Consider the following 26,140-nt stretch of genomic DNA (forward strand, 5'->3'; position numbering starts at 1 on the left):
AGTGGCGACATTGCAATATAAAATTGAAATGAACAATATCACAAAATCTTTTGGAACGCTCTTAGCTAATGATCAAGTAACTCTAAAGGTTAAACCTGGAGAAATCCATGCACTTTTAGGAGAAAATGGAGCTGGGAAATCTACTTTAATGTCAATTCTTTTTGGTTTATATCAAGCAGAAAAGGGTGAGATTAAAATTAATGGTGAACCTGTAATCATTAGTAATCCTAATGATGCAACTCAGCTGGGCATTGGTATGGTCCATCAACATTTTAAACTTGTTGAAACATTTACTGTTTTAGAGAATATTATTTTAGGTGTTGAAGAAACCAAAAAAGGGTTCTTATTTTATGAGAATTCTAGAAAAAAATTAGAAGATCTCATCGAAAAATACAATCTTAAAGTTAATCTTGATGCTCTCATAAAAGACATCCATGTTGGACAGCAACAAAAAGTAGAAATATTAAAAATGCTATATAGAGATAGTGATATTCTTATATTTGATGAACCTACAGCTGTCTTAACTCCTCAAGAAATCAAAGAGTTAATGTCAATTATGAAAAATTTTGCAAAAGAAGGTAAAACGATTCTTCTTATTACTCATAAACTCAATGAAATTAAGGAAGTCGCTGATAGTGTTACAGTACTGAGACGTGGCAAGTATATTGGAACCGAACCAGTAAAAGATGTAACTACACACCAGATGGCTGAAATGATGGTTGGACGTGAAGTATCATTTACTATAGATAAAAAGCCTGTTAAATCTGGTGAAATAAAATTAGAAATCAAAAATCTTGAGCTAATTGAAAATAATCAAAAAAAGATTAAAAATGTTTCTTTTCATGTGAAAAGCGGAGAGATTGTTGGTATCGCTGGAATTGATGGAAATGGACAAACAGAACTTATTAAAACCATCACTGGATTAACCCCAAATACAAGTGGGGAAATAATGATCGAAGGTACAAACCAAGCCAAAGCATCAATAAGAAAACGTTATGAACTAGGTCTTTCACACATCCCAGAAGATAGACAAAAATATGGTTTAATACTAGATTTTGATTTACAAAGTAACTTAATCTTACAAAATTATTATCTTAAAGATTTTCAAAAATATGGAATCCAAAATAAAAACAATATTTTAAACCACGCAAATCAGTTGATCAATGAGTTTGATATTAGAAGTGAAAAAGGTGCTAAAACTAGCGTACGCTCCATGAGTGGTGGTAATCAACAAAAAGCCATCCTGAGTCGAGAAATGTCTAAAACTCATAGCATTTTGATTGCTGTACAACCAACCCGTGGTTTAGATGTAGGTGCGATTGAGTATATTCATAAACAATTATTAGAAGAAAGACAAAATGGAAAAGCAGTTCTTTTAGTATCATATGAACTTGATGAAATTATGAATTTATCCGACCGTATTTATGTTATGTATGAAGGTGAAATAGTAGCAGAGATTGACCCTAAAAAAACTTCATTTAATGAAATGGGACTTTACATGTCTGGAGCCAAGAGAGGTGAAGCTTATGCATAAAATCAAAAAGTCATTAAACAATTTCTATCAATTAGCTAAACCGAGTTTGATTGCAGTTGCTATAGGTCTTCTATCAGGATTGGTTATCATGTTTATATTTAGTCCTATTGATGCTTTTCCTGCATTGTTCACACTCATACTTGGTGGTTTTAATGGTGGAATCAGCGGTATAGGTGATATGCTTTATTCAGCTGCACCTATTATTTTTACAGGTTTATCTGTTGCTTTTGCATTTAAAACAGGTTTATTTAACATTGGAGCTCCTGGACAAATGATGGTTGGCGCTTATGTTGCAGTTCATATTGGTGTTCTTGCGTCTCCTGGTGCTTTTCCTTTATGGATACTCGCATTACTTGCTGGTGCACTTGCTGGAGCGATTTGGGGGTTAATACCTGGACTCTTAAAAGCTGTTGCTAATGTTAACGAAGTCGTTACATCTATTATGATGAACTACATCGCTGGATATTTAGTTATTTATTTAATTAATACATACATATTATCATTAGGTGATTCAGCATCAAGAGTCATTAAAAATGCAGCAAGAATACCTCAATTAAGTTCAATTTTCCCAGGTTCATCTGCAAATATTGGTATCATCATTGCATTTGGTTTTGTTATTTTAATCCATATGATTTTACACAAAACGATTCTAGGTTTCCAACTTAGAGCATCTGGTTTTAGTTTTGATGGCAGTAAATATGCAGGTATGAATACAAAAACTAATATCGTGATTGCAATGACAATATCTGGTTTATTAGCAGGGATTGCTGGTGCTACAGCATTTTTAGTTGCTGGTAAACAAATTCCTGCAAGATTTAATATATTCACTGAAGGTTTTGATGGGATTTCAGTTGCTTTATTAGGACTCGGTGAACCTATTGGTGCATTATTTGCTGGTCTTTTCTTAAGTAATTTAAGAGAAGGTGGCTTCTACATGCAACTTTATCCATTTGTTCCTGAAATCATCGATATGGTTATATCCGTGATTATATATGCAACAGCTATTTCAGTTGCAATTCAATTGTTAATAAAGAAATATGGAGAACGGTTTAAAGCTTGGAGAAAATCCAAAAATGAACAGAAAGGAGAAGCCCAATCATGAGTATAATTTATGAATTATTTCAAGGTACTTATGTCTATACAGCGGTATTACTCGTTGTAGCACTTGGAGGCTTACTTTCTGAACGTAGCGGTGTAACAAATATTGCACTAGAAGGTATTATGATTATGGGTGCATTCTTAGGCATTTGGGCGATTAAAGGCCTTCAAACGCAACCTTATTCATTCTTAACTTATGTTGTTATTATATTAGCTTCGTTATCATTGGTTTTATTAATTGGAGCTTTAACTTACTTTATATTGATTCATTATGAGATTAAATCTCCAGAATACATAAAAAACCTTGTCACATCAAAACAAGGTAAATACATATCTTTAGCTGTGATTCTTTTATTAACAGCTTTAGTATCTTATTTAGGTATATCACTTAAAGTTGGTCCACAATTTACACTTTTATATGGCATGATTATCGGTGGACTTATTGGTGGTTTATATTCTATGATTCACGCATATGCTGCAGTCTATCTTAAAGCAAATCAAATCATTAGTGCGACTGCACTTAACTTATTTGCTCCAGCATTTGCAATCTTTACCGCTAGATTTATTCAAGGCGGTCAGCAAATTATCTTTAATTCACAATTTATGATTAGAGAATTTCCTATATTAAGTGACATTCCTGTATTAGGTGATTTACTATTTAAAAGAACTTATTTAAGTTTCTATTTTGCAATAGGGCTCTTATTAATTATTTTATTAATCATTAACAAAACAAAGTTTGGTCTAAGACTAAAAGCATGTGGCGAAAACCCTCATGCAGCAGACTCATTAGGTATTGACATCTATAAGACTAGATTTATTGCGGTTGTCTTATCAGGTGTATTTGCAGGTATGGGTGGTGTCATATTTGTTGCAACAACTTCTGCTGAGTTTAGTGCAACTGTTGATGGTTTTGGGTTCTTAGCAATTGCAGTATTAATATTTGGTAATTGGAAACCAACTAGAATCTTACTTGCGGCACTCTTCTTCGGATTTATGAGAACATTAGCTGCAAAATACTCGTTAGTTCCAATTATTAAAGATCATGGTGAATTTGTACAATTCTACAATATGATTCCATACATTACAACAATTATTATTCTTGCATTCTTTTCTAAAAACTCTAAAGCACCAAAAGCACTTGGTGAAATTTATGATAAAGGAAAACGGTAATTCGCTCATATATGTAAAAGAGGAAATTTCGATTGAAATCTCCTCTTTTTTTAATCTATCAGTGTAATAATATCACTATTTAATAATTGGTTTGTAGCCTTTATTATTAATTTTTCTAAAACTTCTAAATCAACGTCACTTAATTTTTTTATGTACAAACACCCTTGACCAGTTTTATGTTTCCCTAAAACATTGAGTTCTTCAAATTGGTTAATATCATATGACATATAAAGTGTTAATGCTTGTTTTCTATTAGCAAATCCAAATAAAAACATATGACCTTCATGCCCTGTTTTATATCGGTAATGAACTTTTCCAAAACCAATCATGCTTCCCCACATGACTGGTTCTTTATTTGTGATTTTTTTACCAAGTTCAATAAGCTTTAAAACATCATCTTTACGTTTTTCTTCAACACTCTCTAAATATGCTTTAATATCTTTTGCGGTTACTTCCATATCGGATCAACTCCATACTAATTAATGATTATACTTAGTCTATCCTTAACGGATGTTTAATACAAACATAATGCTTAATGCAATAAAAAGTTGACCTAAATAGTAAGTAGAAAGATTTCCAACGACAAATAATTTGCTTTTTTCTGCTTTAAAATAAATGGGCGCTAAAAGTAAATCAGAAACACCAAATAATATCGCCCCAATCATAAAGACCAAAGCACCTTGTGTATAATGACTGAAATAAACAAGCACAGATAAACCTACCATCGTAAATATCACGAATGTATACATATAACTCATGATCGCAAGCGATTTAAAGTCTATCTTCATCAATTTACTTCCAAAGTAAACGACTCCAACCATAAGTCCACCAATGAGTAATGCCCAAGGATTAAACATATAATAATTTGTTAATGCTAAGATATAAAAAATATGTCCCAATCCAAACGCAATCATGCCAAAAGAGATTTGCTCATTTTTATGATCCTCATGAAAATACTGTACTTCTAAGATTAAATCACCAATTAACCCTAAAACAAGTCCTAAACCCATAAACAAAATTAATCTTAGTTCAGTAACATTTAAAACCAAAATGATTGGTTCTGGGAACACTGATGTTTCTGCATAGAAAATACCATATATAAAAACAGTAATAAACATAAAACTTGTAAATCCTTTAAAATAAAAGCCTCTAAGTCTTTTTCCTTTGATTACATGATAGATAAAAAGACTCCACATCAACAAAAATAAACCAATTAAAACATAAATCATGATTTACACATCCTTTTATTTATTAGATAATGAAATAGCTTTTTGTTTCTCCCAGTAGATTTTATCTTCTTCTGTTAGTTTTCTGATCACTCTACATGGATTACCATAACATAATGTATCATCAGGTAAATCTTTAGTTACAACACTACCAGAACCTACAACGACACCACAACCTATAGTTACACCTGGATTTACGACAACATTGCCTCCAATCCAGACATCATTTTTAATCGTGATAGGAAGCCCATATTCATATTGCTCGTTTCTAATATCTTTATCAAGCGGATGGGTTGCGGTTAATAATGAAACCTTGGGGCCAAACATCACATTATTTCCAATAGTGATATGTGCAACATCCAAAAACGTACAATCATAGTTTGCAAAAAAATCATTTCCAATGGATATATGTTTTCCATAATCAACATATAAAGGTTGATTAATGTATACATTTTCTCCTGCTTTACCCAACAAATCCCTTAAAAGTAAATCTTTTTTTTGATATGCATTTGGTCTTAATTGATTATAATCATACATCAAGTTTTTCGCTCGATCACGCATGATACTTAATGTTTCATCACTTGCTTGATATAAAAGACCTGATAGCATTTTTTCAACTTCCTTCATCATTGACCTCTTTATTCTTTTTCTAAAAATATTTTTTCTAAATCGATTATAAATGACTCAACATCATTTTAAAAGATGAGTAAAAAACTCATCATTCCCAATAATATTGCTACAATTTGCACTCAAATATACTTGATGTTTCACCCCAAGGATGAAATCCGTCTGCTATGTAACTAAATCCGTATCTTTCATAATAACCAACATGATCTGTACATAAATATAAGTTCTTAAATCCATATGATTTTGCATCAGTTTTGATTTGATCAATCAGAATTTTTCCATAACCATGACCTCTATGCTCTTCTTCTATAAACAGTGCTGCTAACCAAGGATAAAGATCCATACGACTGATGAAATCATTCGTAATCAGTCCAGCACATCCAACAATCTCTTCTTCATGAATCAATAAATACCAATTGGGAAGACCTCTTTGTTTCGCATGTTTAATAGCGTCTTCATAAACTTTATATGTACTTTCTGATCCCCAAACTCTTTTAAAATAATCTACAATCGTTTTCTCATATTCAGGATGTGTTTTTATAGATATAACTTTCATTGTGAAACTCCTTTTATTATTATAAATCTCTTTTAAATTGCTTTTTATGTCTAATTATTTTGACTGTTAGATATATCCAAAGCATAAAAAATGTAAATGATAATGACCATGAAAAAAGAGCACCACCTATACCGGTTGCATCAAGAGCACTAAAGCCTGCAAAAAACCAATTAAAATGATAAAAACAAAAAAGATGGATATATAGAGCCAAGCAACCCATTTTGGTATCTTTTTATGATCGAGTAAATACTTATATATATCAGCGAATAATGACTCCATAACTTCTCCTCGATATTATGACTTATTTTGATATTCTTTCGGCAATCATTTTTTCTATATCCCTAATTTCTTCTTGGTTATATCCATCTAAAAGCATACATAATGCATATTTATCTACAATTGTTATCTTTAATAGAGATACACTTTTATGATGCTTATCATCATAGATTTCCTGTTTTTCAACACTAGCTATATCTTTAAAATATATAGTTTTAATAAAAAATATATTATCTTCTTCAAGTTTAAAATTAGGATACCACATATAAAATGGTGCATGTATTTCAGTTTCATCAATCTCAATTCTAGTCTTATAAAGACCATAAAGCGCTACTGCCCATAAAACATTAAGAACAATAAGCCCATAAAATGCAATATTGATGACTAGATTATTCGCATCTATATCTCTAATGATTGTTACAAGTATCAAACTTAAAACTAAGATTAGAGATAATAAAATAATTTTATAATTAAACTTAACTCCAAAAAAGATCTTATGCTTCATTGATTTGCTCCATTATCTATCTTTTAAAATAAGTAAACTTACACTTTCAACTAAAGATGTATATGGAAACATATCAAGTGGGGTTGTTTCTATTAAAACATAATCTTTTAATAATATATTTAAATCCTTACCAAGTGTGGAAGGATTACAAGATCCATATACCAAACGTTTTGGCTTGAATTTTAAAATCAAATCAATGGTTTCTTCTCCTAAACCTATTCTTGGTGGATCAAATAGCATCACATCGATTTGTGTCTCTTTTAACCCACTTAATGCACGTTTAAAGTCGCTTTGTAAGATAACTACATTATCTATACCATTTGTCTCTAATGACTTTCTAGCACTCTCACAAGAACTCTCATTAAGCTCAATCGCATAGACTTTCTTGCAATCTTTTGCTATATAATGACTTACAGGTGCAACCCCAGCATATGCATCGATTGCAACTTCATTTTTCTTAAGTCCTGCTAAGTCTTTCATTTTCATATAAAATTTATGTGCTTGTGGACTATTCAGTTGGAAAAAAGCTTCTGGTTTTAAATCAAATGTATATGTGCTTAGCTTTTCATTGATTGTATCTTTTCCGAAAAGCTTAACAGGCTCATCTGTGAAGAACTCGTTTTTCTTAGTAGGCTTACTAATGACTTTAAATACTGATTGAATCATACTTTCTTCTTTAACTAAATTTTCGACAAGTGTATCTAAGTATTTACTATCTTTATTTAAAATAAATGTGACTTGTGCCTCACCTAAAGTTTCACTGACTCTAACAACTACATTTTTTATATACCCTTTTTTATATTTTGGATCAAATCCATCAACTTTAAAAATATTCATGAGTCTTAAAATTGTTTTTAAAATCCGATTAATCGATGGATTTTGAACGGGACACTCATCGATTGCGACAAAACGATTGGACCCGGCACGGTACATTCCGATTTCATTTCTCTTCTTATTTTCAACAGGAAGACTTGCTTTATTTCTGTAATATTTAGGGTTATCAGCACCTATAGTATCTTTAATGATGTGTCTTGGGACTTTAAATGAAATATAGCGATCAAAACTATCAATAATAAGTTGTCTTTTTTCAACTAAAGTTCTTTCATATCTCAGATGCTGGAGTTGACATCCACCACATTTTTCATAAACAGGACAAAAAGGTGTATCTCGATATACACTTTCTTTGTTTATTTTTTCTAGTTTTCCTTCAGCTCTGTTATTATAAACCTTGGTTACTCTAACATCTACATTTTCACCTGGTAAAGCGTAATCAACAAAAACTGCAAGTTTTTGATAATACCCAATACCTTCACCATTAATCCCTATTTTTTTGATATCAATATTAATGACATCGTTTAAATGAATAAAATCGTTCATAGTTATCTACCTCTACTTATCATTTTAACACATTAAGCTGATCTAAAATCTCATAAATCAAAAAACTAACACAAAAAAAGCACAAGCTTTCACTCGTGCTCTTGATATCAATTACTTGTTTAATCTCAATACTTCTCTAGCAATCATCACTTCTTCATTGGTTGGAATGATAAATGCTTTAACTTTTGAATCTTTGGTTGAAATCATGCGTTCTCCACGTTTTTGATTTTCTTCTTCATCTAGAGTGATACCTAATACTTTAATAGCATCAATCACATCTTTTCTTACCTCTGGAGCATTTTCACCGATACCTGCAGTAAAGCAAATCGCATCTAAACCACCCATATATACATAGTATGATCCTATATAATCTGCAATTCTCTTAATTTGAATACGGTGTGCTAGGGTTGCTCTATAATGACCTGAAAGCATATTTTCAACAATATCTCTACTGTCATTCGATATGCCCGATACACCCAGATAACCACTTGCTTTATTTAAATCATTTAAGACTTCTTCATATGATTTATTTTCTTTTTCAGAAACTAACATTAACACAGCTGGATCGATGTTTCCTGAACGCGTTCCCATTGGAATACCTTCAAGTGGTGTTAGACCCATTGATGTATCTACACTCTTACCAGCATCAACAGCACATAGTGATGCACCATTACCTAAATGTGCAACAATAATCTTCGCATCTTTTTTTCCTAATAACTCAGCAGCTCTTTCACTCACATATTGGTGTGATGTTCCATGGAATCCATATTTTCTAACACCATATTTCTTATACCATTCATATGGTGCAGCATATAGATATGCATCTTCTCTCATGGATTGATGGAACGTTGTATCAAATACAGCTACTTGAATCACATTTGGAAGTAATTCTCTAAAAGCTTCAATCCCTGTGATATTTGCAGGATTATGTAGTGGTGCTAAATCATTTAAACTTTCAATATCTTTAACAACTTGATCAGTAATGATAACTGAATCTTTAAATAATTCTCCACCTTGAACAACACGATGTCCAACGCCTGTAATTTCATCAAGTGATTCAATGACTTTGTGTTCTAAAAGTCCACTAATCACTAATTCAACAGCCTCTTTATGGCTTGGGACTGGTGTTTCTTTTTTTATTTTTTTACCATCGATTTTAATCGTAAATACAGCGTTATCGTATCCGATTCTTTCGACAAGTCCTGATGTAATCTCATGTTCTTCTGGCATGTTTAATAGCTGGAATTTTAATGATGAACTCCCAGCGTTTACAGCAATAATTTTCATAGTTTAATCTCTCCTTATAAGTTAATGATACTCTAATTTTTTTTAATAATCAAGTATATGAATAAATATTCATGTTAAATCTTAATATAAATATAAATAAATTGCAAAAAACTGTAAAATTGTGCCTAATGCGGTGAATAAATGCCATATAAAATGGAAGTATTTAATCCTTGGTAATGCGTAAAAGATAACACCAATACTATACGCTAATCCACCAGATAGCAAGAACCAAAATGCACCTTGTTCATACGCAAATAGTTGTCTAATAAAAATAAGTGCACTCCATCCCATCGCAAGATATAAAAATACATGGAGTTTCATGAATTTTTTGATCCAAATGGATTTAAATACAACCCCAATGAGAATCAATATCCACTGGATGATAAATAAGATGGGTCCCAACCCTAAGCCATCAATACCAAATACTGGATTTTGTAGTTCTGGTAAAAGCAGTAAAGCTGGAGCGAAAGTTGCGCCAATTAAAATATAGATACTTAAATGATCAAATCTTTGGAACACACTTTTTGCAGTTTTATGAAACAATGCATGATAAATCGTTGACATTGTATATAAATTGATCATTCCGAATCCAAAAATAACTGCTGCAATAACTTCCATCGTTGTATCACTTTTGACAAGCATTAAGATCATCGCAACAATCCCAAAGATTGCCATCATACCATGGCTAACTGCATTTGCAATTTCTTCACCAACAGTCTGAATATGATTAGTCTTCATCATGGTTGTTTTCTCCTATAAATTGATTTAAAAAGTCAGCACCTTTTAAACTTTCAGGCTCTGTTCTGATTAACTCTGGATAATCTAGCTGTCTTAAGACCTCATAGGATACAAGCGCGACACAATTGCTCAAATTTAAGCTTCTCACTTTATCTGTTGTAGGGATACGATAACAACTCTCTAAGTGACTTGCTAAAATCTTTTTATCTACACCCGTTGATTCTTTTCCAAAAATTAAATATATATCTTCCTTGATTGCTTTATAATCAAACTCAGAATATGTTTTTTGTCCATATCTCGTCAAAAAGAAATATCTACCTTTATTCTCAGTTTTAAAAGCATCGTAATTTTTATACACCTTATAATCGATATATTCAAAATAATCAAGTGCACTTCTTTTTAACCTTTTTTCATCAAGTTTAAATCCCATCGGTTCAATCAAATGAAGTTTCGCTCCAATCGCAACACAAGTTCTCATGATATTACCTGTATTTTGAGGGATTTCAGGTTCAAATAACACAATATGTAACATATATACACCTCTTCCATAAAAATAGTATTACTCTGCAATACCATTTCAACTTATACTTTATATTTTTTAATGAGTTCGTGCTTTAAAGCCCATAAGTTTTCCGATAAGTCCACATAATACTCATGTGGATTCTCTAGTCTCAATACTGCAGGCCACAATGCTTTAAACTCTTTTTGTTGATAGGCTCTAATTTCATCTAATGAAGGCAAATCATAAACCAATTTCCCTTTTTCGAATATAGGTATGAGCAAAGGTCTCACATGATAATTATCGATTTCCTTGCTCTTCCATGGGAAGTTTGGATCAAACAAATGATAGGGTTTAGATTCATCAATTTCTTCATCAAATAAAGTCATAACATCCGCTGTAGCCATACAATCCTTATCATAGAATCGATAAACTTGCTTAAACCCTGGAGTTGTCGTTTTTTGGACATTTTCACTAATCTTTATTTTAGGTTCTAACACACCATCTACTTCAACTGCTGATAATTTAAATACACCACCAAAAACAGCTTCAGATCTTGCGGTTACTAATCTTTCGCCAACACCAAATGTATCAATTCTTGCGCCTTGATGAATAAGTTCTTTAATAAGATATTCATCAAGTGAATTAGATACTGTAATCTTACAATCTTCTAATCCAGCTTCATCAAGCATTCTTCTTGCTTCAATCGTAAGATAAGCTAAATCTCCGCTGTCTAAACGAATACCTTTTAATCTTTTACCCATTGGCTCTAATACATCTTTAAATACTTTTATTGCATTAGGTATCCCTTGTTTTAAAGTGTTATACGTATCTACAAGTAATACACAACTATCTGGATAAGTTAAAGCATACGATTTAAATGCTTCATACTCGCTATCATAACTTTGAATATAACTATGTGCCATCGTTCCCAGTGCAGGAATATTGTATTTAAAGTCCACATATGTGTTTGATGTCCCAACAACACCGGAAATATACGCAGCTCTTGCACCATATATGGATGCATCGTAACCATGTGCACGTCTTGCACCAAACTCAATCACTGAACGACCCTTAGCTGCATAAACAATTCTAGCAGATTTTGTTGCGATCAAACTTTGATGATTAATGGTTAGTAAAATCATTGTTTCAATCAACTGACACTCAATGATTGGACCTTTTACGACTAAAATAGGCTCATGTGGGAAAATGGGTGTCCCTTCTTTCATTGCATAAACGTCAGAAGTGAACGTGAAATTTTCTAAATATGTTAAAAAATCGTCATCGAATATTTTTTTAGATTTTAAATAATTAATTTCAGCTTTACCAAACTTAAGGTTTTGAATGTACTCAACAACTTGTTCTAATCCAGCAAAAATAGCATAACCACCTTTATCTGGAATAGATCTAAAAAATACATCAAAAACAGCAATTTGCTCATGCTTTTTATCTTTAAAGTAACCATTTGCCATGGTGAGTTCATAAAAGTCCATAAGCATGGTTAGTTTTCTGTTTTCCATAAATGATGCCTCCTTTGATTGACACCTTCTATTCTAACATTTTTTTGCAATTTTTGGTATAATTATAGATAAGAATAAACATAAAGGAATGTTCATATGATACTATTTATTTCACCTGCAAAAACATTTAGAAAAACAACTGAAACAAAAGATCAACACCCCATGTTTATGAATGAAACTGAGATACTCATCAAAAAACTTAAATCTTTATCTCCTAAAACAATAGAACATAAGATGAAGATATCAAGTAAAGTTGCTGATCAGACATATCATTACTATCAAACTTTCGGAATGTCTAAGTCATCTGCAATCTATACTTACTTTGGTCATCAGTATAAGCATATCAATCCAGAGAGTCTAAATAACGAAGAAATGGAAGACATGAACAATCGTTTGTATATTATGGATGGTTTATTTGGCTTGCTTCGTCCTTTAGACCAAATTTCATATTACCGATTAGAAATGCAAGATAAAACGATTAAAAATCTATATCATTTCTGGAGTCCAAAAATCATTGATTATTTAAGAAAGTATCATAAAGATGACATACTGATTAATCTTGCTTCAAACGAATACGGACAAATCATTAAAGATTTAGAACATACATACACCATCGAATTTTATCAACAAAAACATGATAAGCTAAGTATCCATTCTATGGAAGCAAAAAAAATGCGAGGTCTTTTAGTCAATCATATTTTCAAAAATCAGTTGAAGACCATTGAAGAACTTTATGATATAGAGATTGAAGGGTATAAATATAGTAAAGAACATTCCAAAGAAAAGGATTTTATATTTATTAAGGAGCTCTAGATGAAGCGATTATTAAGACTTTTACTCAGTAGAACAACATTTATCTTACTTTTACTACTCTCGCAAATTGCGTTCTTTTTTGTAACGATTAATTTTCTAGCTCAATACCAATATGTTCACACTGGACTATACATGATTACCGTCATCATTATCGCCTATCTGATTTACAAAGAAGAAAATCCTGTCTTCAAACTTTCATGGATCATACCGATTATGATTTTCCCGTTATTCGGAGGGTTATTTTATTTGTTTTATAAAAATACAAATATTTCAAAAAAGACCATTCGTTTATACGACAAAATAGAACTTGATCGCATAGCATACATCCAAAAAAATAAAGAGATTGCTCATGATAAAATTTCAAACTATCTCCATAAAATTGGTTGGCCTGCTTATATCAATACCAAAACAACTTTCTTTGATAGTGGTGAATCTATTTTTGATGATATAAAAAGTGAAATCAAGCAAGCAAAATCATACATCTATATGGAGTTTTTCATCATCAACAAGGGAAAACTTTGGGATGAAATTTTAGAATTATTAAAAGTCAAAGCGAAAGAAAATGTTAAAATCACTTTAATCTATGATGATTTTGGATCATCTAATCTTCCATATAATTACAAAAAACAGTTAAAATCATACGGTATTGATGCATATAATTTCAATCCGATGAAACCACATCTAAATTTTCAAATGAACTATAGAAATCATAGAAAAATTATTGTCATTGATGGAAAGATTGGTTATACAGGCGGTATAAACATTGGTGATGAATATGTCAATATCATCCATCCGTTTGGTCATTGGCAAGATGCAGGCATCAAATTAGAAGGCGAAGCTGTTCAAGCCCTTGCTTTAGGATTTTTAGATCAACTCAGGTTTCATACCAAAGATGAAAATCAAATTGATTATACGCCCGTTTATAAACCGGATTTCAAGTCTCAAAGTGTTATCATTCCATTTTTTGATGCTCCACTCGATAAAGAATACACAACTAAAAATATTTATATGCAGATGATCCATAATGCTACTTCTTCAATTGATATCGTAACACCTTATTTGATATTGGATTATGAGCTCTTGGCAGCATTAAAATTTGCAGTTTCATCTGGAGTAGAGGTAAATGTTATTATCCCTTACATTCCTGATAAACGCATAGTATATATGGTATCAGAATCTTATGCAAAAGAATTATCTAACCATGGTATCAATATCTATAAGTTTAAACCTGGATTTATTCACTCTAAAATGATGGTTGTCGATCAAATAGAAGCTTTAATTGGTACTGTAAATTTAGATTATCGTAGTTTATATTTACATTTTGAAAATAGTGTGTATTTAAAAAATGATCCTTCCATCAAAGATATGAAAGATCATTTTAGTGAACTTATAGAGCAATCTATTAACATTAAAGACTTAAAACATCCAAATCTCATATATAAGTTTTTACAACTTGTGCTTAAAGGATTCTCATCTATTCTATAAGTGAATACAAACCATAAAAAAAACATTTCGTTCTGAAATGTTTTTTTATTCGTTATTTTCTTGCAAATCCAATGACACCAAAGACGCCACCAACTAAGAAGAACAAATAAGTTAATAAATAAAATATTGTTCTTAATGTTAAATACCAATTTTCAGCTGCTAAAGTTGTTAAGAACAATTGCCCTAAAACCAACATTAAGATCGCTAAGAATAAGGTAATTGAACCTAATCTAAGCATAAACACTGAAAATCTGCCAGGTTTTTTATTTGCAAACAATCCCCACAGTAGCATAGGCGCTAAAAGCATTGCACCTGGTACAATATACTCACTTAAGTTAACCAGTTGATTATAAAATGGTTCAACTAAATCTAATATAGATCCCATCCAAGAGGGTTGCGCTAGTGTGATTGCTGCTAATGCTGATGAGTTATTGATTGCACTTTCAAAATATCCAAATAATAATAATACTGTAATTAAAACTCTTAATATAATCCCTTTTCTAATCGCCCATGTAATCATTAATAAGCCAACAACTAGAGCTAATCCAACATATTCACCAATCATTTGTGGAAGTGTATTAATCACATCTTCTGCTATCTCAGCAAAAGGAAGCAATGCATCAACAAATGGAAGTGTTGTGTTTTGAAGTAGTAAATAAGTTGAAATATAGATCGATGATACTAAGACAAGTAAGAACCCCAATGTACGAAATATCTTTCCTACTGTAGAGTTATATACTCTTTTGTTCATAGACTTCACCACTTTCTTTTCTTCATAATATATATTTATATTTTATCATAAAATAGAAAGAACTGGTGTTAGTATAGTTGGTGTTAGTATAGTTTAGTAGACACGAAGAGTAAGAATCCTTCTTATGATAAAATATTAAGGAAGGAGTTGATCTCATGTCTTCAACAGGCAATCGTTATTCAAACGAATTTAAACAACAATTAGTCGAATTAAATCAAAGCGGTAGCTCAGTTTATAAGCTGTCCCGCGAGTATGGCATACCCACAGGGACAATTTATAAATGGATTAAAGATTTCACACCAGTCGCTACTGAAGATGGAAAGTCGATTACACCTAAAGAAGTCAAAGCTTTAGAGAAGCGAATTAGGGAACTTGAAATGGAAAATGAAATCCTAAAAAAAGCGACCGCCATATTCGCCAGAAAACCCTAAAAGAGAAAGTAGACTTTATCAAATTATTCAAGCATATCTATCCAATTAAGATGATGTGTAAAGTACTTCATTTAAATCGTAGCACTGTATACAAAAAATTTAAACACAAGATGTCTGATAGAGAAATCAGACGATTAGAGCTAGAGTCAAAGATTATTGAAACCTATAATGAATTTGATAGTGTTTATGGTGCACCAAAGATTCGAAAAGAACTCATTAAACAAGGCTATTACGCTTCGCTTAAGCGCGTAAGCGTTTATATGAAGCGATTAGGGCTTAGATCCATCACTACCAAGAAATACAAACCTGGCTCATCTTCTAAAGCACCTGATGACAAAGAAAACATCATGAATCAAGATTTTACGACACTTTATCCAAATCAGAAATGGGTGATGGATATTACCTATATCTGGACTGTTTATGATGGGTGGACATATCTAGCCTCGGTTATGGATCTTCATTCAAAGATGATCATTGGGTACAGTTATCAACGTCACATGAAACAAGAAATCGTCCTTGAGTCATTACGACAAGCTGTGTATAAGACTAAGCAAACAAAAGGTATTATCGTTCAATCAGATTTAGGTAGTCAGTATTTGAGTTATGATGTCGAACAGTTCATCGAGAATTATGAAATGATTCACTCATATTCAAGAAAAGGTACACCTTATGATAACGCACCGATTGAATCATTTCATTCTTTGATTAAAAGAGAAAAACTAAGTCGAATCGTTTTAAAAACTTATGAAGAGGCCAAAATGGTTATTTTTGAATATATCGAAGGGTTTTATAATCGTAAAAGAATTCATAGTTCAATCGATTATCAAACGCCTTATCAAGTGTATTACTCAAAGTAAGAATTTCTTACTTAATGTGTCCACTTTATTGACATAAAAGCAAACATTGTAATAAATATGATTAATTAATATCATTACCTACTTTTAAATCGCCATCAACGATTAAGTTAAACTTTCTAAATAATAAATCAATGATAAACACACCAACGATTGCTAACCCAATGGATAATATAATGGATAACCAACTATTTAGATTATAATCCATTTGATACAACGTTTGAAGCTGTCCAACAAGTCCTGATGAACCCATACCTGCACCAAATTTTGTTGTTTCTGTATTTAAAGTCAATACAATGATTGGTGATAAAATCGCAGATGTAATTATTGTCGGTAACCAAATAATCGGTTTTCTTAATATATTTTTAAATTGAAGCATCGATGTCCCAAATGCTATAGATAAGACCATACCAATATTGTTATCTTTTCTTGATTGTACAGCAAACCCAATCATTTGTACTGTCGTACCCACAAGTGCTGCCCCACCAGCAATGCCATCAAGGTTGATTGCGATTGCAATCGCTGCGCTTGATATTGGTGCGGTTAGTAACATCCCCATGACAACTGCTATAATAATAGTCATTGGAAATGGAGCAATTAAAGTTGCTTGATCAATACCTGTAGAAATCATAGATAATCCCCAACCTATAGGACCACTTAGTCCTAAAGTTAATATGAATGATAATATTGAACCAAATAAAGGTATAAGTAAAATATCTACTGGTGTTCTTTTTACAAGAAGTCTATTGATAAAAGCTATTCCGATAATAACAACCAAATAAGTTGTCACTGGATCATTGTTAGTTGCTAAAACTAAGCCTTCGCCAAATTGAAATTTAAAACTAGTTGCAATCCCTCCCATAATGGATGCGACAACCATTTTTAAACCTTTCATTTCTAAACTTAAAGCTATACCCATACCAATGCCTACACCCATTAAAGATTTAAGTGTATTTGCCAAATTTACTTCTATAACTTCTATTCCAAGTAACGCACCAAACTGTTGAACAATCACACCAATGATTAATGTTGCGAATAAACCATAAACCATTCCATTGAGTGTTGTCATTGTAAATTGTTTCAATTTCATGTCATCCCTTCTTTCAAAAATTATTTTAACATAGTTTTTAAAAAGACAAGCAAAAAATAGTTCTTATATAATCTAAATGAAAGATTTTTGAACTCATATCGTGTATAATTATATGTAGGAGTTAGATAAATATGGCAAAAAAGAAAAGTTATTTAAATCAAATATATAAGTTTGATGACCATGATAAAAATTATGTGATCGAAGTTTCTTTAGAGACTTATCATGAACTTTTTAATGGTTGGGATGCGTCTCCAACAAGAAAAAAGGATTTAGATTCTGAATTATTAGATTTTATTGAAACAGCAGCTTATGATATTCCCATGAAGCATCATGTCAAGCTGTCTTTTGGTATACCATTAACTGAAAAAGATGAAAAACTAGAATCTTCTAGTAAAACTGCGATCTATAATAATTTTAAGATGATTATTCATTTTATCAATAAACAGCTGAGTTTAAATAACCGTAAAATACTAACTTATATAACTTTAGCTTTTACTTTCATCACACTTGCATATATTATGGTTTCATTTTATGAGGATTCTCTTACCTTTAACATTTTAAGAGAAGGGTTATTCATTGGTGGTTGGTTTTTATTATGGGAATCATTCTCCCTATTCTTTTTTGACAGTTACGAAGTTAGACAAAGAAGAAAAAGATTTCAAAGATACTTAGACTCAGACATTGAATTTAGATATATAGAAACACATGAAGACGAAATTTTATAAATGAAGGAGTAAATCATGATTATTAAACCCTCAATTAGAAGTAATTTTTTTACAAACTCAAATCCTTTAGGGATTAAAAAAATGATGGAGGATTATATTGCTGAAGTCAAAACATTTGATGCCTATCAAGGTCCAAGAAATGTCTTGATCATCGGTGGTTCTTCTGGTTATGGACTTGCATCTAGATTAAGCTTAGCATTTAAAGGCGGTTCAAATACTGTTAATGTTTCATTTGAAAATGAACCAAAAGGCAGTAAAACAGGTACTGCTGGTTATTGGAATAATATTTTCTTCGAACACTATGCAAAAGAAACTGGACTTACTCATAAGGATTTTAACGGCAATGCTTTTGGAATAGAGTTAAAGCAAAAAGTATTAGACTACGTTAAAAAAACATTTGGAAAACTTGATCTTATTGTATATTCGTTAGCATCTGGAGCTAGACCTCACCCAGAAACCGGAGATATCATTAAATCACAAATTAAGCCTGTTGGAAAAAAAGCCTCTGGCCAAACGATTGATTTAAAATCTATGGAAATCTTAGATCTTCATTTAGAACCTGCGTCTGAACAGGACATTAAAGATACTGTTTTTGTGATGGGTGGTAGTGATTGGTATGATTGGATTGATTTCTTCGATCAAAATGATGCTCTAGCGAGAAACTTTAAAACCATTTCATATACATATATCGGTGGACCAAATACAGATGAGATCTATAGACATGGTACACTTGGTTTTGCAAAACAAGACTTAGAAGAAAAAGCTTTATTATTAAATGAGAAACTTAAAGAAAAATATGAAGGTGAAGCACTAGTGTCATCTAGTAAAGCAATCGTTTCAAAAGCTAGTGTATTTATTCCAAAAATGCCAATTTATGTATCTTGTTTATTCGATGTGATGAAAGCTCATAAACTTCATGAAACTACAATTGAACACAAACATCGCTTATTTAAAGATATGGTTTATGGCAATTTAAGATTGGTTGATGATAAAAACAGGATTCGACTTGATCACAAAGAGTTAGATCCTAAAGTCCAAGAGGAAGTTAAACGTTTTATGGACACTATTAAAGGTGAAGAGATCTTTAATTTAAATGGCACAAAAGCCTTTATTAGAGAATTTTATAACATTAACGGATTCAATGTACCTGGTGTTGATGATAACCAAGATATTAACATTGAAACATTGCTCGAGACTTATAAAACCGAAGATTATGATTACTAAAAGCGTCTATTGACGCTTTTTTTATAAAAAAAAATCCACTTCATGTGGATTTACACTAATACTATTTTATCTTGACCTCTCATAGGAGCGATCCTATCTAATCAATTATTCTATATTTATAATAACGAACAATCATAACGCATTTTTTCATTGTCCACTAGATTTTGAGTCTGGCACGTCTACCAATGTAGCATTTTGAAGCTTAGAACTGTGTATGATAAATATTACTATCTATTTTTTTTGATATACCATGTTGGTATGATTTCCTTTAAATTCTCATACCAATCTAAAATTTCATACATTTGGTTAAGCATCACTTGATATTGTTCTTTGTTTAATGCTAAGCCCCAAGGTAGTGAAGAAATCGTATTATTTGATATATATAAAAGCAATAATTTCCAAAACTCATCTGGAATATCATGCTGAAAATAACCGTCAATCATACCACTAGCAAACTCATGAGACTCTTGTGCAGACCATACAATTCGATTAAACTCTTCCCAAGGATCACCAAAATCATGTTTTTCAAAATCAATAATGACCAATTTTTCAGTTTCATCAAGCATGAAATTGCCCACATGGTAATCTCCATGATGCATCGTTTGGGGTCTATTCAACAACAAATCTCTGTGACTATTAACATAATTGATAAACAATTCTATTTCAGGAACTTCTAGTTTACTATCTCTATAGCGTTTGATTTTATGATCTATTTTTTTATTAAATTTTTCTGCCCAAAGATCACTGTTTGCTTCCATATCAATGGTATGTATTTTTTTTAAATACTCACCTGAAATCATACCTAAACGATACTTATCCTCTTTTGAAAATGTATGTAAAACATCATTCAGGTCTTTACCATTTACATACGTGTAAAAAGCGTGTACATTGTTTTTAACCACTTTATAATCCACTGGCTTACAAATTGGAATAGATAAATCATCAACTCTTCTCATAAAGGCAATCATACGCTCAACTCTTGATTGTTGTTGAATAGGAGATATCCTTAAAAAACATGTTTGTGATTGATAAGTTACAAGGTATTTTTCATCGTTTGACCAACCTTTGTTCACTTTAGTCATGTCATCGTAAATTTTTTCCAATGTTCTCATCCTCTCTAATAGCATATAAAAAAATAAAAAGATGCTGATTGATTAACATCTTTAAGTATAAAAGTTTGGTCCCCGCGGCCGGGCTCGAACCAGCACGGATTATTCATCCACCAGATTTTGAGTCTGGCACGTCTACCAATTTCATCACGCGGGGTTTTTTAAGTTTGCTAAATACAGCAAACTTATCATAACATTTTATTTTTATTTTTTCAATAGGTTCTACATTTCTTTTAATGCTTTAATACCTAATAATCTCAATCCTTCATTAAGGACGATTTGAATCGATCTTGCAAACATCAAATTAGCATTTAAAACCTTTTGATCTTCAACAGCAATACGTTCTTTGCCATAAAAACTATTAAAGCTTTGGGCAAGACTCATAATATATTTCGAAATAACACTTGGTGCATACAAGTCTCTTGCACGATGTAAGATATTTGGAAACTGTGCGAGTTGTTTAACAATTTCAAAATAATGGTCTTGTTCATATACACTTTCATCAGCAAGATCAATATCGATATCATATCCTTTAAGAATAGATTCAATACGAACGCTACTATATTGTAAATAAGGTCCAGTTTGTCCTTCAAACTTGAGCATGTTTTCCAAATTGAAATCAACATCTAAATGTCTTTCATTTTTTAAGTCGTTATAAATAATAGCGCCAATCGCAACATTTTTGGCAACTTCATCCTGATTTTTTAAGTTAGGGTTCTTACTCATGATGGCTTCTTTTGCTAGTTCTATTGCTTGTTTAATGACTTCTTCTAAGCGTTTAAACTTACCGCCACGGGTTGACATTTTTTTTCCATCGATTAAGACTAAACCAAAATTGATGTGCTCGATATCAAAATCGTATCCCATTAGATCTGTCAATTTTTTTAATTGTTTAAAATGAAGTTGTTGCTCATTACCTACAACATATAAGAGTTTATTAGCACCATAAGTCTGGTGACGATATAAAATTGCTGCTAAATCTCTTGTGATATATAAAGTTGCTCCATCGCTTCTTTTAACGAGTGCTGGTGGCATATCTTCACCTAAATCAACGATCGTTGCTCCATCATCAATTTTAAGTAGATTTTTAAGCTCTAACTCAGCAACAGCAGTTTCCATCTTATCATTGTAAAAAGACTCACCAGCAAATGAATCAAATGATACATTTAATAGTTCATACATATCCATAAACTCTTTTAAAGATTCTTCTTTAAACCACTGCCAAAGTTTAGTATATGTTTCATTACCTTCTTCAAGTGCTTTAAAAACATCTCTTGCTTGCTGTTCTAATGTATCATCTACTTTTTCTTCATCGTGAAATTTAACATATAGTTTTTGCATTTCAGCAATTGGATTTTTTTCTAAGTCTTCTTTGTTGCCCCATTTTTGATAAGCAACAATCATTTTACCAAACTGTGTACCCCAGTCACCTAAATGGTTAACAGCGACAGTTTCATATCCTAATTTTTTATGAATGAGGTTAATTGAATTACCAATCATGGTTGATCTTAAATGTCCAACACCAAAACTTTTTGCAATGTTTGGCGAAGAATAGTCCATCACTACAGTTTCCTTTTTTTCTAATAACTGATCACCATAATGCTCTTGTTTTTCATAGATGTTTTTCAATATCATTTTAGATAAAGATTTTCTTTCTAAATAAATATTTAAAAAACCATTCATGAACTCAACTCTAGCTACATGTTCTACTTTAACATCTTGTTCAATTTTGTCAAAAACCATCTTAGGATTCATTTTCCATAGTTTTGATAAACTGAAAAGAGGAACTGCTAGATCCGCAAATCCACGTTTTGGTTCTTCAACGATTAAGTCTTCGATACCATGTATAGATTCAATTTTTTGCTTAATGCTTTGTTTAATTGTTTCAATCATTTTTTATCTTCCTTATTAAAAAAAGCACGCGAGTGCTTTTTATTATGCGTTAAGTAAATCAATAACTTCTTCGTAGAAATCTCTAACACTACGGTTTAACAATTGCGTATCTTCAGCACTTACCACTTCAAATTGATATAAAATTTCACCATTTTGGAACATGATAAGTTGTGGTGTTGTTTCTGCTATACCTTCATAAGCTGCGATAAAATTCTCAAATTGTGTTGGATTAATTGATGGATCATAATATTTAATCTCATCTACATATTCTGAAAAATTAAGAGATTCATAATATTTTTGAAATGCACCAATGTGTGCTTGACATGATGTACAACTTGGCGCACCAATATAAACTAATACTAGTTCTTCTTCTGGAATAATTTTGTCTAATCCTTTTTTAAACAATGTTGATTTATACTCTACTTTTGTAAATGGATGATCTTCTGTAAAATCATTGGTAGCATATAACTCATATTGATTATATATCACTTCTTTTTCTGATGGTTGTAAAACAACGATTAATGCAATTACTAATACGAAAAAGCCAACAATTGCGGAAATTGTTATTGGATGTACTTTTGGTTGTACCTTTGTATATTTGTCTGCCATTTCATATCCTCCTAAATTCGACTATTACGATTATAGCATAAAAGCTATGGTTTATCAATGAAAATAAAGCATATTTTCAGTATTTGAACCAATCTTTTATGAAAATACTTTATCAAAGATAACATCGACATATTTAAGGTAAGTTTTTACATCAAACATGCGCGTTATATCTTCTTTTACAATATATTTTTTAATACTTTCATCCTCTAAAACGAGTGCTTCAAACGATTGGTGATTTTCAATCGATTGATATGCCAGTTTTTGAATGATGTTATATGCTTGATCACGGTCCATCCCTTGATCAATCAAATGATGAAGTACATGTTGTGCATGTATACTGCCATGTGTTAACTCAATGTTTCTCATCATGTTTTCTGGATAAACGATGAGTTTTTTTAATGTATCACTATATCTGTTTAGCATATAATCGACAAGTGTTGTCGCATCCACTAAAATGATTCTTTCAACAGATGAATGTGAGATATCTCTTTCATGCCATAAGGCAATGTTATCCATACTTGCAGTTACATGACCCTTCAGTATTCTTGCAAGGCCTGAAACGTTTTCGCTACTTATTGGATTTTTCTTATGAGGCATAGCAGATGATCCCTTTTGATTGACATCGAAAAATTCACTGACTTCTCTAACTTCACTTCTAGATAGGTGTCTGATTTCAACAGCAATCTTTTCAATCTCTGCAGCAATTAATGCAAGTTGATGTATGTATCTAGCGTGTCTGTCTCTTTGTAGGGTTTGTGTTGAAATATTTGCTGCTTTAAGTCCAAGTTTTTTGCTTGCAATGCGTTCTAATTCTGGAGTGTTTGCAGCATAATTACCAACAGCACCACTGATTTTACACACTTCAACCAATTTAGAAGCTTCGATAAAGCCTTGATATAAACGTTTAAAATCTTCATACCATAATGCAAATTTTAACCCAAAACTTGTGACTTCAGCATGCATACCATGTGTTCTACCCATGATTGGTGTGTCTTTATAAAGATATGCCTTCTCTTTTAACACTTCCATCATTAATTGTATATCTTTTTTAATGAGTTTATTGGCTTGTTTTAGAAGTAAACCATATGCACTATCCACAACATCTGTTGATGTAAGCCCATAATGAAGATACTTCTTTTCTTCACCCAAAGATTTTTTCACCGCTTGAGTAAACGCAATCACATCATGCTTCGTTTCTTTTTCAATCTCTAAAATGTCTTTAATTTTGAATGAGGCTTTCGTGATTTTTTGATACGTATGCTCATCAAAAAGACCGAGTTTCATCCAAGCATAGCTTGCTGCTAACTCAACTTTTAAATATGCATTAAATTTATGTTTATCATTCCAAATAAGTTTCATTTCTTTTCTTTGATATCTTTCAATCATAGGAAGCTCCTTTTAAAAAACATCTTTTACTAATATGGTTTGATTACGGTCAGGACCTACTGAGAAGATTGCAATTTCAACTTTTACCAGTTCACTTAATGTTTTTAAATAATTTTTTGCAGCTACTGGAAGCTCATCAAAATGCTTAACTCCAGTTATATCATCAGACCATCCATCTAATGTAATGTAATTAGGCTCACATCTCATAAAATCATCAATATCTGCAGGAACATAATCAATTTCTTTACCATCTAATGTGTAACTTACACAAACTTTGAGTTCATCAACCCCTGATAAGACATCTAAAAGCGTCACTGCCAAATATGAAAGACCACTGACTCTTTTTGTGTGTCTTAAAACAACAGTATCAAGCCAACCAATACGTCTTGGTCTACCTGTTGTTGTGCCAAACTCATTGCCCCTAACTCTGATTTCATCACCAAGTTCATCTTTTATTTCTGTTGGCATAAAGCCTTCACCAACACGTGTTGAATATGCTTTAGTCACACCGATTGCACCCTCAATTAGCCATGGGGCAATGCCTGTGTTTACAGGTACTGATGAAGCTGTTGGTGATGATGATGTAACATATGGATATGTCCCATGATCAAGGCAAAGCATCACACCTTGAGCACCTTCAAACAAAATCTTTTTATCATCTTCAATATATTGGTTTAATAGATAAGATGTATCAGTTACGTAAGGTCTCATTAAATCTGCATAACCTTTATATTCTTGATAAACTTGATCAAAATCAATCAAATCTTTACCATAATGCTTAAGTTCTTTATTCTTTAATTCAACCAAATGCTTAAGTTCTTCACGAAACTTATCTTCATGAATAAAACTCGATACTCTCATTCCAATCCTTGCACTTTTATCTGTATAAGTCGGTCCAATCCCCTTATGTGTTGTACCAATCTTAACATCCTTTTTATCAGATTCATAAGCTTTATCTAACTCAATATGATATGGAAATACGACATGTGCACGATCTGAAATATATAAGTTGAAAGATTCAACTTTTTTAATCTCATCATGAAATGCTTTTGGATTAATGACCATTCCATTTGCCATTACATTTTCAATTCTTGGGTTCAAAATGCCCGATGGCAAAAGATGTAGACTATACTTCTTTCCATCAAAGACCACAGTATGGCCAGCATTGTTTCCACCTTGATACCTACAGACAACATCAGCTTTTTGAGCTAAATAATCTGTGATTTTACCTTTACCTTCATCTCCCCATTGTGTTCCTACAATAACAAGTCTTTTCATATGTATCCCCTTATTAATTTTCTTACAGGCTTATTATAACATTTTTACAACTTTTTGATAGAACAAAAATCATATGAAC

The 26,140-nt window shown here is 31.7% G+C and carries 26 protein-coding genes and 1 tRNA gene; 9 read left to right on the forward strand and 18 right to left on the reverse strand.

Going from position 1 to position 26,140, the window contains the following annotated elements; translation table 11 throughout:
• The first annotated feature begins 10 nt into the window (after positions 1 to 10).
• From BK011_02860 to BK011_02870, 3 genes are all read left to right on the forward strand, one after another.
• Positions 11 to 1,534 (forward strand): heme ABC transporter ATP-binding protein, encoded by a 1,524-nt coding sequence (locus BK011_02860; GenBank protein AUD64666.1) that lies wholly within the window; start codon positions 11 to 13, stop codon positions 1,532 to 1,534.
• Positions 1,527 to 2,636, forward strand: coding sequence for a hypothetical protein (locus tag BK011_02865; GenBank protein AUD64667.1), 1,110 nt, complete (start codon positions 1,527 to 1,529; stop codon positions 2,634 to 2,636). The genes BK011_02860 and BK011_02865 overlap by 8 nt, the downstream gene beginning before the upstream one ends.
• 233 nt (positions 2,637 to 2,869) lie before the next feature.
• Positions 2,870 to 3,802, forward strand: coding sequence for a hypothetical protein (locus BK011_02870; protein ID AUD66130.1), 933 nt, complete (start codon positions 2,870 to 2,872; stop codon positions 3,800 to 3,802).
• Positions 3,803 to 3,852: 50 nt separating this feature from the next.
• Here the strand turns inward: BK011_02870 and BK011_02875 are convergent, their stop codons facing one another.
• The 10 genes from BK011_02875 to BK011_02920 all read right to left on the reverse strand — a co-directional run bounded on the left by BK011_02875 (position 3,853) and on the right by BK011_02920 (position 12,413).
• A complete protein-coding gene (locus BK011_02875; GenBank protein AUD64668.1) occupies positions 3,853 to 4,260 on the reverse strand; it encodes a hypothetical protein in 408 nt (135 codons plus the stop codon).
• Between the two features lie 45 nt (positions 4,261 to 4,305).
• Positions 4,306 to 5,031, reverse strand: a complete 726-nt coding sequence (locus tag BK011_02880) for a hypothetical protein (GenBank protein ID AUD64669.1) — start codon at positions 5,029 to 5,031, stop codon at positions 4,306 to 4,308.
• Positions 5,032 to 5,046: 15 nt separating this feature from the next.
• Entirely contained in the window at positions 5,047 to 5,655 is a 609-nt protein-coding gene (locus BK011_02885) for a maltose O-acetyltransferase (GenBank protein ID AUD64670.1), read from the reverse strand.
• A 109-nt stretch (positions 5,656 to 5,764) separates the two neighbouring features.
• Positions 5,765 to 6,211, reverse strand: coding sequence for a GNAT family N-acetyltransferase (locus BK011_02890; GenBank protein ID AUD64671.1), 447 nt, complete (start codon positions 6,209 to 6,211; stop codon positions 5,765 to 5,767).
• Positions 6,212 to 6,512: 301 nt separating this feature from the next.
• Positions 6,513 to 6,992, reverse strand: coding sequence for a hypothetical protein (locus BK011_02895; GenBank protein ID AUD64672.1), 480 nt, complete (start codon positions 6,990 to 6,992; stop codon positions 6,513 to 6,515).
• A 12-nt stretch (positions 6,993 to 7,004) separates the two neighbouring features.
• Entirely contained in the window at positions 7,005 to 8,369 is a 1,365-nt protein-coding gene (locus BK011_02900; GenBank protein AUD64673.1) for a 23S rRNA (uracil-5-)-methyltransferase RumA, read from the reverse strand.
• A gap of 111 nt (positions 8,370 to 8,480) precedes the next feature.
• Positions 8,481 to 9,656 carry an acetate kinase gene (locus tag BK011_02905; protein ID AUD64674.1) on the reverse strand — a complete coding sequence of 392 codons (1,176 nt, stop codon included), beginning with the start codon at positions 9,654 to 9,656 and terminating at the stop codon, positions 8,481 to 8,483.
• An 81-nt stretch (positions 9,657 to 9,737) separates the two neighbouring features.
• Complete coding sequence (locus BK011_02910) at positions 9,738 to 10,397, reverse strand: hypothetical protein (protein AUD64675.1); 660 nt, start codon at positions 10,395 to 10,397, stop codon at positions 9,738 to 9,740.
• Positions 10,384 to 10,926: an RNA methyltransferase gene (locus tag BK011_02915; GenBank protein AUD64676.1), complete on the reverse strand. Its 543-nt coding sequence runs from the start codon at positions 10,924 to 10,926 to the stop codon at positions 10,384 to 10,386. Before BK011_02915 ends, BK011_02910 begins: the two co-directional genes overlap by 14 nt.
• Positions 10,927 to 10,976: 50 nt before the next feature.
• A complete protein-coding gene (locus BK011_02920) occupies positions 10,977 to 12,413 on the reverse strand; it encodes a nicotinate phosphoribosyltransferase (GenBank protein ID AUD64677.1) in 1,437 nt (478 codons plus the stop codon).
• 96 nt (positions 12,414 to 12,509) lie between these two features.
• Between BK011_02920 and BK011_02925 the strand changes: the two genes are divergently transcribed.
• Both BK011_02925 and BK011_02930 read left to right on the forward strand, forming a co-directional pair.
• Complete coding sequence (locus BK011_02925) at positions 12,510 to 13,226, forward strand: hypothetical protein (GenBank protein ID AUD64678.1); 717 nt, start codon at positions 12,510 to 12,512, stop codon at positions 13,224 to 13,226.
• Positions 13,227 to 14,711 carry a cardiolipin synthase gene (locus BK011_02930; protein ID AUD64679.1) on the forward strand — a complete coding sequence of 495 codons (1,485 nt, stop codon included), beginning with the start codon at positions 13,227 to 13,229 and terminating at the stop codon, positions 14,709 to 14,711.
• Between the two features lie 52 nt (positions 14,712 to 14,763).
• Here BK011_02930 and BK011_02935 read toward each other — a convergent pair whose 3' ends face one another.
• A complete protein-coding gene (locus BK011_02935) occupies positions 14,764 to 15,462 on the reverse strand; it encodes a hypothetical protein (protein AUD64680.1) in 699 nt (232 codons plus the stop codon).
• 155 nt (positions 15,463 to 15,617) lie between these two features.
• Between BK011_02935 and BK011_02940 the strand changes: the two genes are divergently transcribed.
• Both BK011_02940 and BK011_02945 read left to right on the forward strand, forming a co-directional pair.
• Positions 15,618 to 15,893, forward strand: coding sequence for a hypothetical protein (locus BK011_02940; protein AUD64681.1), 276 nt, complete (start codon positions 15,618 to 15,620; stop codon positions 15,891 to 15,893).
• A 53-nt stretch (positions 15,894 to 15,946) separates the two neighbouring features.
• Positions 15,947 to 16,750 carry a hypothetical protein gene (locus BK011_02945; GenBank protein ID AUD64682.1) on the forward strand — a complete coding sequence of 268 codons (804 nt, stop codon included), beginning with the start codon at positions 15,947 to 15,949 and terminating at the stop codon, positions 16,748 to 16,750.
• A gap of 61 nt (positions 16,751 to 16,811) precedes the next feature.
• Here the strand turns inward: BK011_02945 and BK011_02950 are convergent, their stop codons facing one another.
• Positions 16,812 to 17,837 carry a hypothetical protein gene (locus BK011_02950; GenBank protein AUD64683.1) on the reverse strand — a complete coding sequence of 342 codons (1,026 nt, stop codon included), beginning with the start codon at positions 17,835 to 17,837 and terminating at the stop codon, positions 16,812 to 16,814.
• Positions 17,838 to 17,968: 131 nt separating this feature from the next.
• Between BK011_02950 and BK011_02955 the strand changes: the two genes are divergently transcribed.
• Both BK011_02955 and BK011_02960 read left to right on the forward strand, forming a co-directional pair.
• Complete coding sequence (locus tag BK011_02955) at positions 17,969 to 18,562, forward strand: hypothetical protein (GenBank protein AUD64684.1); 594 nt, start codon at positions 17,969 to 17,971, stop codon at positions 18,560 to 18,562.
• 15 nt (positions 18,563 to 18,577) lie between these two features.
• Positions 18,578 to 19,786: a hypothetical protein gene (locus BK011_02960; GenBank protein ID AUD64685.1), complete on the forward strand. Its 1,209-nt coding sequence runs from the start codon at positions 18,578 to 18,580 to the stop codon at positions 19,784 to 19,786.
• Positions 19,787 to 20,013: 227 nt separating this feature from the next.
• On the opposite strand, the gene BK011_02965 is transcribed toward BK011_02960, so the two are convergent.
• From BK011_02965 to BK011_02990, 6 genes are all read right to left on the reverse strand, one after another.
• The gene (locus BK011_02965) at positions 20,014 to 20,898 is read right to left on the reverse strand and encodes a hypothetical protein (protein ID AUD64686.1); all 885 of its coding nucleotides are present in this window, start codon (positions 20,896 to 20,898) and stop codon (positions 20,014 to 20,016) included.
• Positions 20,899 to 20,964: 66 nt separating this feature from the next.
• Positions 20,965 to 21,052, reverse strand: a tRNA-Leu gene (locus tag BK011_02970).
• A 65-nt stretch (positions 21,053 to 21,117) separates the two neighbouring features.
• Positions 21,118 to 22,788, reverse strand: coding sequence for an arginine--tRNA ligase (locus BK011_02975; protein ID AUD64687.1), 1,671 nt, complete (start codon positions 22,786 to 22,788; stop codon positions 21,118 to 21,120).
• Between the two features lie 42 nt (positions 22,789 to 22,830).
• Positions 22,831 to 23,397, reverse strand: coding sequence for a hypothetical protein (locus BK011_02980; protein ID AUD64688.1), 567 nt, complete (start codon positions 23,395 to 23,397; stop codon positions 22,831 to 22,833).
• Positions 23,398 to 23,493: 96 nt separating this feature from the next.
• Positions 23,494 to 24,783 carry an adenylosuccinate lyase gene (locus BK011_02985; protein AUD64689.1) on the reverse strand — a complete coding sequence of 430 codons (1,290 nt, stop codon included), beginning with the start codon at positions 24,781 to 24,783 and terminating at the stop codon, positions 23,494 to 23,496.
• A 12-nt stretch (positions 24,784 to 24,795) separates the two neighbouring features.
• Positions 24,796 to 26,061 (reverse strand): adenylosuccinate synthase, encoded by a 1,266-nt coding sequence (locus BK011_02990; GenBank protein ID AUD64690.1) that lies wholly within the window; start codon positions 26,059 to 26,061, stop codon positions 24,796 to 24,798.
• Between the last annotated feature and the right edge of the window lie 79 nt (positions 26,062 to 26,140).

The organism is Tenericutes bacterium MZ-XQ (genome assembly GCA_002838205.1).
Lineage (GTDB): Bacteria > Bacillota_I > Bacilli_A > Acholeplasmatales > Acholeplasmataceae > Mariniplasma.

Bases quoted from the DNA above. Each gene is read 5' to 3' on its own strand.
- BK011_02865 (AUD64667.1), top strand. From the start codon at position 1,527: ATGCATAAAATCAAAAAGTCATTAAACAATTTCTATCAATTAGCTAAA.
- BK011_02875 (AUD64668.1), bottom strand. From the start codon at position 4,260: ATGGAAGTAACCGCAAAAGATATTAAAGCATATTTAGAGAGTGTTGAA.
- BK011_02880 (AUD64669.1), bottom strand. From the start codon at position 5,031: ATGATTTATGTTTTAATTGGTTTATTTTTGTTGATGTGGAGTCTTTTT.
- BK011_02885 (AUD64670.1), bottom strand. From the start codon at position 5,655: ATGAAGGAAGTTGAAAAAATGCTATCAGGTCTTTTATATCAAGCAAGT.
- BK011_02890 (AUD64671.1), bottom strand. From the start codon at position 6,211: ATGAAAGTTATATCTATAAAAACACATCCTGAATATGAGAAAACGATT.
- BK011_02895 (AUD64672.1), bottom strand. From the start codon at position 6,992: ATGAAGCATAAGATCTTTTTTGGAGTTAAGTTTAATTATAAAATTATT.
- BK011_02900 (AUD64673.1), bottom strand. From the start codon at position 8,369: ATGAACGATTTTATTCATTTAAACGATGTCATTAATATTGATATCAAA.
- BK011_02905 (AUD64674.1), bottom strand. From the start codon at position 9,656: ATGAAAATTATTGCTGTAAACGCTGGGAGTTCATCATTAAAATTCCAG.
- BK011_02910 (AUD64675.1), bottom strand. From the start codon at position 10,397: ATGATGAAGACTAATCATATTCAGACTGTTGGTGAAGAAATTGCAAAT.
- BK011_02915 (AUD64676.1), bottom strand. From the start codon at position 10,926: ATGTTACATATTGTGTTATTTGAACCTGAAATCCCTCAAAATACAGGT.
- BK011_02920 (AUD64677.1), bottom strand. From the start codon at position 12,413: ATGGAAAACAGAAAACTAACCATGCTTATGGACTTTTATGAACTCACC.
- BK011_02925 (AUD64678.1), top strand. From the start codon at position 12,510: ATGATACTATTTATTTCACCTGCAAAAACATTTAGAAAAACAACTGAA.
- BK011_02930 (AUD64679.1), top strand. From the start codon at position 13,227: ATGAAGCGATTATTAAGACTTTTACTCAGTAGAACAACATTTATCTTA.
- BK011_02935 (AUD64680.1), bottom strand. From the start codon at position 15,462: ATGAACAAAAGAGTATATAACTCTACAGTAGGAAAGATATTTCGTACA.
- BK011_02940 (AUD64681.1), top strand. From the start codon at position 15,618: ATGTCTTCAACAGGCAATCGTTATTCAAACGAATTTAAACAACAATTA.
- BK011_02945 (AUD64682.1), top strand. From the start codon at position 15,947: ATGTGTAAAGTACTTCATTTAAATCGTAGCACTGTATACAAAAAATTT.
- BK011_02950 (AUD64683.1), bottom strand. From the start codon at position 17,837: ATGAAATTGAAACAATTTACAATGACAACACTCAATGGAATGGTTTAT.
- BK011_02955 (AUD64684.1), top strand. From the start codon at position 17,969: ATGGCAAAAAAGAAAAGTTATTTAAATCAAATATATAAGTTTGATGAC.
- BK011_02960 (AUD64685.1), top strand. From the start codon at position 18,578: ATGATTATTAAACCCTCAATTAGAAGTAATTTTTTTACAAACTCAAAT.
- BK011_02965 (AUD64686.1), bottom strand. From the start codon at position 20,898: ATGAGAACATTGGAAAAAATTTACGATGACATGACTAAAGTGAACAAA.
- BK011_02975 (AUD64687.1), bottom strand. From the start codon at position 22,788: ATGATTGAAACAATTAAACAAAGCATTAAGCAAAAAATTGAATCTATA.
- BK011_02980 (AUD64688.1), bottom strand. From the start codon at position 23,397: ATGGCAGACAAATATACAAAGGTACAACCAAAAGTACATCCAATAACA.
- BK011_02985 (AUD64689.1), bottom strand. From the start codon at position 24,783: ATGATTGAAAGATATCAAAGAAAAGAAATGAAACTTATTTGGAATGAT.
- BK011_02990 (AUD64690.1), bottom strand. From the start codon at position 26,061: ATGAAAAGACTTGTTATTGTAGGAACACAATGGGGAGATGAAGGTAAA.